Consider the following 13,471-nt stretch of genomic DNA (forward strand, 5'->3'; position numbering starts at 1 on the left):
ATCATTACCACAGGCCACACCTGGGCCTGGGGATGAGGACTCCATTAAACATTGCCGACAGGAGGTAAGACTGTCGGATATTTACGGAGAATACAACGTGGGCTTGACATTAAGAATCGCGCCCATCAGCGACTTGGCCTTGCCGATGCGTCCGCCCTTGGCCAGATACTCCAGCGTATCGAAGAGGATAAATACTTTGGTATTGGGCACCATGCTTTTCACGGCGGCGCTGATTTCAGCCAGCTTCTTGCCCTGTTTGGCCATCCTGGCGGCGGCTATTACCTGTAGACCAACGCCCAGCGATACCGATAGAGAATCGATTATCTCGATAGGGCCTTTCGTGGTCACCATTTTAACGGCTTGCTCGGCGGAATTAATGGTGCCGGACAGCTTTTTTGAAATATGGATTGCCAGGATGCCGTCGGCTTCCTGGGACAGGTTATTGAATACATCCGCAAAGTCCTTAGGCGTAGGCTGGGATGTGGTGGGATAGACCGGCTCGTGCAGCAGCTTCTGGTAGAATTGGTCGGTGGTAATATCGACTCCGTCGCGGAAAGATGTTTTGCCGAAGACAAGATATACAGGGATGTTGATGATGTTCAGCTCTTTTTCGAGTTCAGGGGGGATGTCGCAGGTTCTATCGGTGATGATTCTGACAGCCATAAATCTCCTCCTTAAAATATAGTCGGATGCGATTATGCGATGCAGGCAGTATACAGAACGGAAGAGGGTTTGGCAATAGGGAAGTTCACGGTCAGGGTTTAGCCTTTTTATCAGCCTTGCCGAGTCCGAGCCGTTTGAGTACGGCATCGCGGTAAACCACAGCCAGAGATTTACCGTGTTTGGCCATCTTGGCCTCTTTAGCGGCGCGGCGCTTCTCGCGGCGTTCCTGTTTGGATTCGGGATATTCTTCAGTCATTTGAGTTGCTCACATTACCTATCGAGCAGATTTGTTAGCGCTGACAAATCATGGTCTTTAAATTGCTTAATGACGTCAGCTTTGCTGATACGAGGAGAATGAGTTGGATATTTATGGGTGAGGAGACCATCAGCGACTTGGCCAGGTAAAACATAAAGTTCTGGCCGATGAGTAATGTCTTTACTCAGGCGAACAAGTGCCACGACCGAGTTTTTATTACGGTCAAAATGTGAGGCGAGCCAATCGTTGTAGCCATAATTGGCTTTTACTTGTAGATTAGCGGTTTTCCCGTGCGGTGCAATCACAACCATGTCGAACACCTTTGCGCGACCGAGTGTGATTCCAACATCATAACCTACCTGCGACAAAATAGATGCGACATAATACTCACCTGCTAGTCCGCGTTGTTGACTGTCTGGCTTGTTCATGACTTACCTTCTTTTGCGGTTTTAAGACGCGTTTTTGTCTGCAATAGCTCGAAACCCGTCTTCTTGTCCGGCATTCTCGCAGCGTTCGCCCCCAGTATCTCGTAAATTACCGCCTCGCCGACCAGCCATGTTTTCACGCCCGGCCGCAGGCAGCCGGTTTTAGTCTGGCCGGAACGACCGAGAGCGGCGTGGATGTGCAGTTTCGGTATGCCTTTAGAGTCGGGTACGATAAGGCCGATGCCCACCACCTCGTGCGCGCCGTCCAGCGGCAGCAGCATGGGGTCGGGAGGTAAAGCGTCGGAGTAGCGCGGGCCGACCACAATCTGCCCTTCGCCGATGCCGCCGATGAGCGTTACCCCGGCCATGTTGATTTTATTCTCGGCGGCGAAAGTCTCGATGCAGTTTGGCACAACGTCGCCGTCCTCCAGCCGCAGGATGAAAACTCTGCCTATTTTGCCTTCCGATGCCTGCATATTGGTCCCCCCAATTTGTCATTCCGGCGAAAGCCGGAATCCAGAAAGCGCGCGGCACCTCTGGATTGTCGGGTCGAGCCCGACAATGACATATTATTGTTTTCCTCCCCCGTAAGGGGGAGGAAAATTATTAGATTTACGTCGGCGGCAGCGTGTCCGTTATCAGGTCGCGGCGTAACTCTACGATGCGGTCGCGCAAGAGAGCTGCCCGCTCGAAGTCGAGGTTCTTGGCGGCCTTCTTCATCTGCTTCTCTAACTCGTCCACCAGCCTGGCCTTATCCTCGCGCGCCATGTTGCCGATAGCGTATTCGGCGCGTTCCTCGGACACTCCGGCGGCTGTCCTTACCCTCTCGGTGATGTCCTTGATGGCCTTCTTGATGCCCTGCGGCGTGATGCCGTGCTCGCGGTTGTAGTCCTCCTGGATGGCGCGGCGCCTTTTTATCTCTTCCATGGCGCGCTGCATGCTGCCGGTTATCACGTCGGCGTACATGATGACATGGCCGTCGATATGTCTTGCGGCGCGTCCCATGGTCTGGACGAGCGCCTGCTGGGAGCGCAGGTAGCCCTCCTTGTCGGCGTCGAGTATGGCCACCAGGCTGACCTCCGGCAGGTCCAACCCCTCTCTCAATAAGTTAATTCCCACCACCACGTCATAGACGCCCAGGCGCAGGTCGCGCAGCACCTCCACGCGCTCGAAGGTGTCCATCTCGGAATGCAGGTAGTGCGTCTTGACGCCCATTTCCACCAGGTAGTCGGCCAGCTTCTCGGCCAGCTTCTTGGTGAGGGTGGTGACGAGCACGCGCTGCCCGGCGTCGGTGCGTTTCTTTATCTCGTCCAGCAGGTCGTCTATCTGCCCCTTGGTGGGCTTGACCTCCATGGTCGGCTCGAGTAATCCCGTCGGGCGCACCAGTTGCTCCACTATCTGACGGCTGACCTTCAGCTCGTAGTCGGCGGGTGTGGCCGAGACGTAAACTATCTGGTTCATGCGCTGGTTGAACTCGTCGAAGTTGAGGGGGCGGTTGTCCATGGCCGAGGGCAGGCGGAAGCCGAAGTCCACCAGCGTCTGCTTGCGGGCGGAGTCGCCGTGGTACATGCCGCGAATCTGCGGGATGCTCATGTGCGACTCGTCGATAATGGTCAAGAAGTCTTTGGGGAAGTAGTCCAGCAGCGTCCAGGGGGCGGAGCCCGGGGCGCGCCCGGCCAGGTGGCGCGAGTAGTTCTCCACGCCGGAGCAGAAACCGGTCTCCTGCAACATTTCAAGGTCATAATTGGTGCGCGCCTCAAGCCTGGCGGCTTCGAGGAGCTTGCCCTGCTCTTTGAACACCGCCAGTCTCTCCACCAGCTCCTCTTTGATACCATCGATGGCCTTTTGCAGCTTGTCGTGCGAGGTGACGAAGTGCTTGGCCGGGAAGATGTCCACGCTGTCCATCTCGGAGAGTATCTCTCCGGTGAGCGTGTCGAGCGAGGCGATGCGCTCGATGGTATCGCCGAAGAACTCGAACCGCAGGCCGAGCTCCTCGTAGGCTGGCTGTATCTCGAGGGTGTCGCCGCGCACGCGGAATTTCCCTCTGGTGAACTCCATGTCGTTGCGCTCGTACTGCATGTCCACCAGCCGCTTGAGCACGTCGCGCCGGGCGTAGTTCTTACCCTTTTCGAGGCTCAGCACGAAGCTGCGGTATTCCTCGGGCTCGCCCAGGCCGTAGATGCAGGAGACCGAGGCCACTATAATCACATCGCGCCGCTCCAGCAGGGCCTTGGTGGCGGCGTGGCGCAGCTTGTCGATCTCCTCGTTGATGTCGGCGTCCTTCTCGATGTACATGTCCTTGCTGGGGACGTAGGCCTCCGGCTGGTAGTAGTCGTAGTAGCTCACGAAGTACTCCACGGCGTTATTGGGGAAGAACTCCTTGAACTCGGCGTAGAGCTGTGCCGCCAGCGTCTTGTTGTGGCTCATCACCAGCGCCGGGCGCCCCAGGCGGGCGATGACGTTGGCCATGGTGAAGGTCTTGCCGGAGCCGGTGACGCCCAGCAGCGTCTGGTGGGGAAAGCCCTCGCACAGACCCTCGACCAGTTTGTCAACGGCCTGGGGCTGGTCTCCGGTGATCTGGAAGTCAGAGGCGATTTCGAAGTCGGGCACAGATAAAAGTATAGGGGAGGTTGAGGAGAGGGTCAACCATCAAAATTATCTCTCCCTTGAGGGGAGAGACAGGAGTGAGGGTGAAAGTTTGCGCGATAGTGCGGGCACCTGCTAAGCGCTTGCCCAATATTTAGAGCAGGGGACTAAACCAATTTCTGGTGAGCAACTGACTCTTAATCAATAGGTTTGTAGAGCACGTGACTTTTAATCAGGTGGTGCGGATTTAACAATTGAAATCTACTTTACTTTTTTCTTACTCTGACTTCGAGCAACTTCAACTGCAATGTGCCCAGCAAAATTTGCAATAAACGTTTTAAGACCAGTTAGTTCTGACATTTCGGAAAAATTCCCGGTTTTCGATGCCGTGCTCGGCGACAATATCACAGATGCAGAAGTGTACAATTGTTCTTGAATGAGCTTATGGCAAAGAATGTCATAGCGTTCCGAATAAGAAGCGTTAATAAATTCAGGGAAAATTTTGAAATGGGCACAGTCGTCCTTGATCCCGGATTTGGATTTTGGGGAATCTTCAAGCAGCATGAACCACCCCACAAAAGGTTTTGGAGCGTCTTTGCCGAAGGCGCCTTCGCGATAGGCGGTCCGCAAGTCCACGGCGGAACCTATTGCTTCCTCTGCCCTATTATTAAAATTGTTGCCGAAAGATCCCACTTGCGATTTGAATTCTAATGCTGCAACCAAGACGCCTTTATTCACAACGACCATATCCCACTGCTTTGTAGGCCGAAAGAAACCTGGTAAGGTCAACAACTTTCGATTAATCCCAACCTCGGCATTAGGGAGACCATTAGCTTCGATTATTTCTTTAATTATCTCTCGGAAACCATCCATATTTTTCCCGGCGAGGACACCGGATTTCTTACGATTAACCCAAAATGTTTTGACTGCTTTTTTTGCCTTTGTTTCGTAGTTGACTAAATCCAACATCTGGTTTCTCCCTAATTCCCGTTACCGCCAATCGCTGAAAGCTCTTCTTTGGACAATTCATATAACTTGTAAGTGGCAGCATTACAGGCGGGAATGTTGTTTTGTTGGGCTGCCTCTATCAGTTCTGATTTAATTGACTGCGAAACAGCGTTCCAATAAGGTATTCGGATACGTCTAAGGTATTGTGCCTGAAAACGAAGGCATCCTCCATTCATTTTTGTGGAGTACATTGAAACAAAAAGGTGTGAAACGCCAGATAAGAGCACAGCTTGGAGAGCTCTGAGGTCCCAATAATCAGAAATAACATAATACAAATTGTGATGTGGGTAGAAATGACCTTCGTCAAAAACTACGTTTGCGAAACCTTTAATGTCAGGAATCAACAGTTTCGGCTTGGTGGTCAGCACGGGGTTAATACGGTCAATCGTTCTGTACCAATATTTCGGTGAATTCATCGCGACATGTCTTTTTTTAAGCAGTAATTGATTTTTTGTCAGATAAGTATTTAGTTTTGGATAATCGTTTAAATCAACTAAATCCCCGTTTGGCTTAAACGGATTAATAATGCATTTACCGAGCCAATTTATTGTGCCATTAACAATATCCTTGGTCAGCAACAAGGGGATTTTTCGATCTGATTCGACATCAAGAGCATCGCATTCCCCAATAAAGATATCATCAGCACCAGTTGCTACACCTATGCCCACTTTACAGCCAGCTTCTTCAATTGCGGGCAATGTTTCTTCTAAGCGTCGTAATAACGATAGTTGGTCAAATGATTCAAGGATCCATGGTTGCGAGTAAGAGGTTACTCCGCAAATCTCCTTTACTCTGTCATTCTCCACAGTACTTTCGTGAAGGTCTTTAACTAGCTGATTGAACGAATCCGAGTTTATAGATAGGCGATGAGCGACGCGGGTTGGCCCCGCGCTTTCATTCGCGATTATGAATATGGAGGGATAAGCCGTGACTTCGGATAGAAAAGCAGGAATATCCATCATATCCACGTAGTACTTTAGATGATATCTTTGTGCAACTAATTTACGTAACGGCCCCCCATAACGATTTTTCGTCCAACGGTCAGAACAAATAAATCCCAGCGAACCCGAAGGAGCTAGCAAAGACAAAGACTTTTCAATAAATGGAATGTATAAATCAGCACGGTCAAAAAGTGTAATATAACGTTTCCTATATTCTGCGAGTAGATTATCCGGGATTAATTCTTGGCGAATATAAGGTGGGTTCCCAATTACGTATGCGTAATTCGATGGTAAAGCTAAAAGAAGATAGTCCCCAGGAATAAGCCAAGCATTCATTAAAGCTTCAGCTTCGCTCATTGTGAGCCCGAAAGATACGAGCAGTTGAACAAGTTTTATGCTGGTCTTTTGAAGGCTATCAGGATGAAGTTCTACTCCACTTATACAGTTTTTCAAGTCTTCAACAACATTGCCATTCTGGGGCCGTAAAGCTTGATATGCGCTTAGAAGCCGTTCAACAATGACGAGAAGAAAATCACCTTCACCAAATGAAGGTTCTAATATGCGTTTGGCGTAAAGCGGTTTATCGGATGTATATCCGATAAGATCTAGGAGGAATTCGACAACGTCTCTCCTAGTAAAAATAGCGCCCCGTTCAGTTAGCTGCTTGTCTGCAATACTTCCCAAACTGGTTTTTGAACTGGCCGTTCGCGAGAGGGACTGGTTTATCATATTATGTGTTTTCTCTGAACTAATTTGTGGAAATGATACCACTTAATAACAAAAAATTGATAGTGATTATACAAGTACAATTCAATTCCTTTTTAATAATGCGACAAAACCTTATTTTCATTATAGAACAAAAGTGCTAACATTTTCAATATGTCTGAAGAAAAATTTCCCGAAAAACACCCCGGCGCACCCTTAGGCAACCAGAACGCTCGCAAGCATGGTTTCTACTCCAAAAAGCTCACCCGCAAGCAGCAGCGGGCGTTAGAGGAGGCGTCTGGAACCCTTGATTTGGATGACGAAATTGCCCTGCTCCGCGCCAAAATTAAATCCATTCTCGATGTCGCCCCCGAAAACTACGAGGTATTATTCAAAGCCATGTCCATGCTTATTCGCACCGTCAGGGCCAATCGTTTACCGAACCGAAACAAGCAGGGAGGGTTTGATCTGGAGTTGCGTGATACCATCATCGGAATATTGTCATCGCGTGACCAGTCGCGCGTAGAGCAAGAGGAGTCGGGAGTGCTGGAAGTCGCAAAACCCGCCTCCCCGCCCCAAACGAATGTTCAAAAAACACCCGAAAATGAGACGGAGCCGTGAATATAACGCGTCGTTTACTGTGGTTTCCGGCGATAATTAAAAACAATTATTGCGCACGGGCCGCGCCTGAAAAAGTCGGGATTGTTTCGCTAAAAAATGCGTTTTGCGCTGAAACGAATGCGAATTTTGTAATAAAATAGTCACAATGGCCCTCGAAGTTTTATGACTATTTAACTCCTATGTGGCTATACTTCGATTAGTAATTGTGGTGAGTGTAAAGAGGTGGGAGTACGGTGAAAAGCGGACGCGTTAATATTCTCATGGTTGGGGTGAGCCTGATGCTTGTGGCTTCCGTGGTTGGATGCAAGTCGCCCGGCCAAACGGCGACTACTACCACCACCTCCCCGCCCACTACGACCTCAACCACCCCACCCGCGACTACTAGCACCTCACCTCCGCCCACTCAGACAACGACTACGGGCACCATCCCGCCGCCGACTACTACCACCTCTCCGCCCACCAGCACATCATCCGGCCCGGCGATAATCATTATTAACGGCGGTGTTTTCTCTCCGGCCACCCTGAGAATTGTGAAAGGCGCGACGGTTCAGTTCCAGAATCAGGACCACGATACCATCACAATTGGCAGCGATTTTCCTTTTTCCATAATCATTCCCATTGGCGGGAGTCTGGATATTGTCCTGGACAAGGCCGGTACATTTTCGTACTGGGATCCGCTTGCTCCGCTGGACAAAGGAACCATTATAGTGAGCCAGGGGTAGAAGGCCGCTTACTGCTGGGAAAATCCCTCTTTCATCTCCCTTTTGCCAAAGGGAGAGAATGTACCACCCCACCGCCCCGGATTCTTCGTCCCGATTGCATCGGGACGAAGAATGACAAAAATAAAGGGCGATTCATGAATCGCCCCTACACGATAGGGTTTAAACCGGCTCGGCGATAAGCAGGTAGTGGAATGGCCCCACCAGCGCGGATGACATAACCTTGAATCCCGCCTGGTTGAGCAGGGCGGTGGCCTTCTCCTGGTCGAAGCGTTTGGCGAAGGGCGGGCCGTGGAGCTGGTCCTTTTCCTTTTTCCAGTCGAGGTTTGCCAGCCTGCCGCCGGGCTTGAGCATGAGGCGGGCGTTTTTGAGGGCGGCTACGGGGTCGGCGAAGTCGTGCAGGACGTTGGCCATGAGCACCACGTCGGCGCAACCCTTGCACAGCAGAGTGGTTTCAGCTTCGCCGACGGCGGTCTGGATGTTGTTGAGACCTGCGATACTCGCCGCAGCCTTGAGTTCAGCGATAGCCTCTGCGCTCAAGTCGAGGGCATAGACTTTGCCGGAATTCCCGACCACTTTCGCCGCTGGGATGGAAAAGTAGCCGTCGCCGCTGCCAATATCGGCCAGCGTGTCGCCGGGCTTGAGGCCGATTTGCGACAGAATCGCCGGCGCGTCCTGCCACAAGCGCCTCTCGGCGTGGTTATAGTCCTTGAGCGAACCGCCGCCAACCATGTTCCCTCCTAGAGAGCGATGCTGTCTATCTGCTTCTTGACCGCGTCAGCCGAGGCAGCCAGCATCTTGAGTTCCTCGGCGCTGAGCTTTAGGTCAACCACCTCTTTGATGCCGCCCCTGCCCAGCCTGACCGGCACGCCTATGACGACATCTTTAAGGCCGTACTCGCCGTCGAGAACGGAGGCGCAGGGCAATATCTCTTTCTTGTCCTGCATTATGGCAGTTACCATGCGGGCGACGGCGGCGGAGGGGGCGTAAAAAGCGCTGGCGGTCTTGAGCAGGCCGACTATCTCGGCGCCGCCGTTGACGGCGCGCTGCACCAGGCGCTCCACAGCCTCTTTGGACAGCAGCTCGGTGATGGGCTTGCCTTTAACCTTTGCCATGCGCGGGAAGACCACCATATTCGTGCCGTGCTCGCCCAACACGTAGCAGGAAACGTCGGTGACGGGGACGTGGCACTCGAGGGCGATGAAAGCTGCCAGACGCGCCCCGTCCAGCACGCCGGAAAGACCGAGCACTCTGTTACGCGGGAAGCCGCTGGCCTTGTATGCCACCCAGGTCATGGCGTCCACCGGGTTGGCTACTACGATGATGACGCAGTTCGGGGAGTGCCGCACTACCTCTTTGACCACGCCAGAGACGATGCCGGTGTTTATCTTGAGCAGGTCCTCGCGCGACATGCCCGGCTTGCGCGTGGCGCCGGAGGTAATGACCACCACGTCGGAGCCCGCCGTGTCGGCGTAATTGTTGCTGCCGCTGATGCGGTGCGTAAAGCCGACGACCGGGCCTGACTCCAGGATGTCCAGCGCCTTGCCCTGCGGCAGTCCCTCGACGATGTCCAGCAGCACGACGTCGGCAAAGTCTTTCTCGATGAGGCGCTGGCCGAGGCTGGCGCCTACGTTTCCGGCTCCGATGACGGTGATTTTAGATGGTTTCATACTCTACTCCTACACATCTTCTCTCCCGTAAGGGAGAAAGTAAATCGTCTTTGCGAGGAGTTCCGATTTGTCGGAATGACGAAGCAATCTTTCGGCCTGATAAGACTATCCTTTAAAGATTGCTTCGCGAATCAGCTATTAGCTGCTTCGCTCGCAACGACGGCTATTTCATTCTGGCGATGATGGCGTCGGCCACCTGCGAGGTGCCTACGGCTTTATCCTGCTGGCCGTCCGGCTTGAGGTCGTAGGTGACGTATTTGCCCTCGGCGATGACGGCGGCGATGGCCTTCTCCACACTGTCGGCGGCGGCAGTCTCGTCAATGTACCTCAACATGAGCACGCCCGATAGCATCATGGCCATGGGGTTGGCTTTGTTCATGCCCTTGTACTTGGGGGCGCTGCCGTGGGTAGGCTCGAAGAGGGCGATGCCGTCGCCGATGTTGGCTCCGGGAGCTACGCCCAGTCCGCCTACCAGACCGGCGCACAGGTCGGAGAGGATGTCGCCGTAGAGGTTGGGGCAGACCAGCACGTCGAACTGCTGCGGCTTTTTGACCAGTTGCATGGTCATGTTGTCCACGATGCGGTCTTCGAATTCTATATCGGGATAGGCCTGGGCTATGTCGCGGGCCACTGCCAGGAACAGGCCGTCGGAGAACTTCATGATGTTGGCCTTGTGCACGGCGGTCACCTTCTTGCGCTTGTGGTTGCGGGCGTACTCGAAGGCGAAGCGCACGATGCGGCGGCTGCCGAATTCCGAGATGGGCTTGATGCTGATGCCGGAGTCGGGACGGATTTTGGCCCCCAGCTCGCCCAGAAAAGAAATCAGTTTGGCGTTGTCGGGCGTTCCCTTTTCGAACTCGATGCCGGCGTAGAGGTCTTCCATATTCTCGCGCACGATGACGAGGTCTATGTTGCTATACAGCGTGGGCGCGCCCTCGTAGCTCTTGCAGGGGCGCAAACATGTATAAAGTTCCAACTCTTTGCGCAGGGCCACGTTGACGCTCCGGAAGCCGGAGCCGATGGGCGTGGTGATGGGGCCTTTGAGGGCCACCTTATTCTTGCGGATGGATTCTATGACGTGTGGAGGAAGCGGAGTGCCGTATTCGGCCATGACATCAGTCCCGGCATGCACGATGTCCCAGTTGAATTTGACGCCGGTGGCTTCCAGCACGCGCCTGGTGGCCTCGGTCAACTCCGGGCCGATGCCGTCGCCGGGGATGAGGGTGATATTATGAACCATGGAATTATTACTCCTTAAGATAAATTGCTATATTTTCTTGTGCTGGATACTCTACAAATTCTAAGCACTAAGCACCAAACTCTAAATAAGCACTAATTTCCAAATCCAAATTATTTTCTTGGTTCGCATTTTTCAATGATTGCCCCAAATATCTTTGTAAGCTCAGTAGCTTCCTGAATTAGAATGTCCTTTCGTTTTTCCAGGTCTTCGTTATTACCTGAAGAAGGTTCAACCAGTATCTACTCTCTTTTGCTTCTTTACGACAAATCTTCACTCTCATGGCAAAGTCCTTTTTACTCAGAGCTTCGTTGGCCTCAATGTAATTTGCACCTACCGAACCTGAAGACCTGATAAGCTGTTTCATCATTTCAATGTTTGCCAGCGTTCTCTGAAGAGCATCTGTAAATTCAATTATATCCTTCGAGAAGTTTAGGGTCCGCTCCTCCAGGTCGAATTGCCGGTCTTGTTTGCCTTCAGTCATTTGAATTTGTTGTTTTGAATTTATTTAGTGCTTAGATATTATGATTTAGAATTTCTCCCCTTTACTCCAATTTGAAGTCTCCGTGCTTCTGGATATAAGGAATGAGCCCCCCCTCATCCAGGATGGCCAGCATGGCCTTGGGAATCGGCTTGAAGGTAAGTGTGACTCCGTTCGTGACGTCGCGCACCGTTCCGGCGGCCATGTCTACTTCCAACTCGTCGCCGTCATTTATCTTGTCCGTGTCGCAGATGAGCACCGGCAGGCCGCGGTTGATGGCGTTGCGGAAAAAGATGCGCGCCACGCTCTTGGCGAGAACCGCGCTGACGCCAGCCATCTTGATGACCAGCGGGGCATGTTCGCGGGATGAACCCAGGCCGAAATTATCTCCGCCCACCACGAAATCGCCGGGTTTCACTCGGCTGGCGAAGGTGGGGTCGGCATCCTCCAGCACGTGTTTGGCCAGCTCCGGCAGGTTGGAGCGCAAATGCGCCAGGCGGCCGGGGACGATGTGGTCGGTGGATATGCTGTCGCCGAATTTGAAGGCTTTACCTTTTAACATTTAGAGCACCTCCCTGGGGTCGGTGACCACGCCGGTGAGCGCCGTGGCGGCGGCGGTGGCCGGGCTGGCCAGATAGACGAAGGAGTTGGGGTTGCCCATGCGGCCTTTGAAGTTGCGGTTGGCGGTGGAGAGGCAGGCCTCGCCGTCGCCCAGGATGCCCTGGTGCAGGCCCATGCAGGCCCCGCAGCCGGGCGGCAGAACAGAGCCTCCGGCCTCGATGAAGATGCGCATATATCCCGCGTCCATGGCCTGCAAGAGAACTCGCTTGGAAGCGGGCGCTACCACCAGCCGGGTGTCGGGGCTGATTTTCTTGTTCCTGAGGATGCTGGCGGCCAGCGCGAAATCCTCCAGCCGGCCGTTGGTGCAGGTGCCCAGGAAAACCTGATGAATCCTGACGCCTTTCAGGTCTTTGGCCAGCACGGTGTTGTCCACCGTGTGCGGGCGTGAGACGGTCGGCTCCAGCGCGGCGGCGTCTATCTCGATGGTCTTCTCATAAACGGCATCCTTGTCCGGCGAGATGGAGCGGTACTGCTCCGCTCTGCCCAATTCGCGCAGGTGCTTTTCCGTCGTCATATCCGAGGGGAAGAGTCCCAGCTTGGCCCCGGCCTCTACGGCCATGTTGGCGATGGTGAGGCGGCCCGACATGGACATGCTGTCTACGGCCTTGCCGCCGAACTCCAGCGATTTATAGGTGGCCCCGTCCGCGCCTATCATGCCGATGAGGTGCAGGATGAGGTCCTTGGCGGTGACGAACTGCGGGAACTTGTTTTTGACGTCTATCCTGATAGTCTCCGGCACGCGGAACCAGGTCTTGCCCAGGGCGAAGGCCACGGCCACGTCGGAGGAGCCCATGCCGGTGGCGAAGGCGCTAAGAGCACCCGCGGTCACGGTATGCGAATCGGCGCCCACGATGATGTCGCCGGGGCGCGCCATGGATTCGGCCACTATCTGGTGGCACACGCCCGCGCCCACGTCCGAAATCACGCAGCCGCTCTCTTTAGCAAAGCCGCGCATCAGGATATGGTCGGTGGAGAGCTGGGCGTTGGGGGAGGGGGCGGCGTGGTCGAGGAACAGCACGGTGCGGCGCTTGTCGGCCAGCTCTTTGAAGCCGCTGCCCTGGTACTCGCGCACGGTGAGGGGGCCGGTGGTGTCCTGCACGAAGGCGAGGTCAACCGGGCTGACCACTATCTCACCGGCGCTGACGTCGCGGCCCAGCTTCTGGCTGAGTATTTTTTCGGCTAATGTTTTACCCATAGTGTCCTTTCAGAGGCTAAAATGAGTTTTATAATAATATCACAAAGAAGGATTTGAGGATAAATCGGGCTCATTCAACATGAGAGGGCACAGCATGCTGTGCCCCTACGGCACCCGGAGATGCAGGCGGGCGGGTTTTAAATCTGCCCCTACGATTAGAGAGCCTCTGACCCCCTCACTTGGCCTCTCCCACGGCGGGAGAGGAAATTGCGGATTCTCTCGGGCGGAAATTTTGTCTTATTCATGTCATTGTCGGGCTTGACCCGACAATCCAGGCCGACCCGAAGGGCAGGGACCCACGTGCTTGCACGTGGGTGAATGTCGCGATGGCGATATAAGGTAG

The 13,471-nt window shown here is 53.7% G+C and carries 11 protein-coding genes and 2 pseudogenes; 2 read left to right on the forward strand and 11 right to left on the reverse strand.

Translation table 11 applies throughout. From position 1 onward, the window contains the following. Positions 1-81 precede the first annotated feature (81 nt). The 6 genes from C4542_00245 to C4542_00270 form a co-directional block, all read right to left on the reverse strand. On the reverse strand, positions 82-810 hold the full coding sequence (locus tag C4542_00245; protein ID RJO63293.1) for a DegV family protein: 729 nt from the start codon (positions 808-810) through the stop codon (positions 82-84). A gap of 123 nt (positions 811-933) precedes the next feature. After that, a complete protein-coding gene (locus C4542_00250; GenBank protein ID RJO63294.1) occupies positions 934-1,347 on the reverse strand; it encodes a hypothetical protein in 414 nt (137 codons plus the stop codon). Beyond that, positions 1,344-1,820 carry a DUF296 domain-containing protein gene (locus tag C4542_00255; GenBank protein RJO63295.1) on the reverse strand — a complete coding sequence of 159 codons (477 nt, stop codon included), beginning with the start codon at positions 1,818-1,820 and terminating at the stop codon, positions 1,344-1,346. The genes C4542_00250 and C4542_00255 overlap by 4 nt, the downstream gene beginning before the upstream one ends. A 136-nt stretch (positions 1,821-1,956) precedes the next feature. Then, positions 1,957-3,954 carry an excinuclease ABC subunit UvrB gene (gene uvrB / locus C4542_00260; protein ID RJO63303.1) on the reverse strand — a complete coding sequence of 666 codons (1,998 nt, stop codon included), beginning with the start codon at positions 3,952-3,954 and terminating at the stop codon, positions 1,957-1,959. A 237-nt stretch (positions 3,955-4,191) separates the two neighbouring features. Continuing rightward, positions 4,192-4,899 carry a restriction endonuclease gene (locus C4542_00265; protein ID RJO63296.1) on the reverse strand — a complete coding sequence of 236 codons (708 nt, stop codon included), beginning with the start codon at positions 4,897-4,899 and terminating at the stop codon, positions 4,192-4,194. A gap of 11 nt (positions 4,900-4,910) precedes the next feature. Beyond that, positions 4,911-6,608: a modification methylase PaeR7I gene (locus tag C4542_00270; protein RJO63297.1), complete on the reverse strand. Its 1,698-nt coding sequence runs from the start codon at positions 6,606-6,608 to the stop codon at positions 4,911-4,913. Between the two features lie 150 nt (positions 6,609-6,758). Here C4542_00270 and C4542_00275 point away from each other — a divergent pair, with 150 nt between their 5' ends. Both C4542_00275 and C4542_00280 read left to right on the forward strand, forming a co-directional pair. Beyond that, the gene (locus tag C4542_00275; GenBank protein ID RJO63298.1) at positions 6,759-7,205 is read left to right on the forward strand and encodes a hypothetical protein; all 447 of its coding nucleotides are present in this window, start codon (positions 6,759-6,761) and stop codon (positions 7,203-7,205) included. Between the two features lie 233 nt (positions 7,206-7,438). Beyond that, entirely contained in the window at positions 7,439-7,927 is a 489-nt protein-coding gene (locus C4542_00280) for a hypothetical protein (protein RJO63299.1), read from the forward strand. A 159-nt stretch (positions 7,928-8,086) separates the two neighbouring features. Here C4542_00280 and C4542_00285 read toward each other — a convergent pair whose 3' ends face one another. The 5 genes and pseudogenes from C4542_00285 to C4542_00305 form a co-directional block, all read right to left on the reverse strand. Further along, positions 8,087-8,656: a class I SAM-dependent methyltransferase gene (locus C4542_00285; GenBank protein RJO63300.1), complete on the reverse strand. Its 570-nt coding sequence runs from the start codon at positions 8,654-8,656 to the stop codon at positions 8,087-8,089. Between the two features lie 8 nt (positions 8,657-8,664). Continuing rightward, positions 8,665-9,594: a malate dehydrogenase gene (mdh, locus tag C4542_00290; GenBank protein RJO63301.1), complete on the reverse strand. Its 930-nt coding sequence runs from the start codon at positions 9,592-9,594 to the stop codon at positions 8,665-8,667. Positions 9,595-9,757: 163 nt separating this feature from the next. Beyond that, a complete protein-coding gene (locus C4542_00295) occupies positions 9,758-10,834 on the reverse strand; it encodes an isocitrate/isopropylmalate dehydrogenase family protein (GenBank protein RJO63302.1) in 1,077 nt (358 codons plus the stop codon). A gap of 110 nt (positions 10,835-10,944) precedes the next feature. Then, positions 10,945-11,315, reverse strand: a pseudogene (locus C4542_00300) (four helix bundle protein). A gap of 61 nt (positions 11,316-11,376) precedes the next feature. Next, positions 11,377-13,128, reverse strand: a pseudogene (locus C4542_00305) (homoaconitate hydratase family protein). Positions 13,129-13,471: the final 343 nt, after the last annotated feature.

This window comes from Dehalococcoidia bacterium, assembly GCA_003597995.1.
Taxonomy (GTDB): domain Bacteria; phylum Chloroflexota; class Dehalococcoidia; order Dehalococcoidales; family UBA1222; genus SURF-27.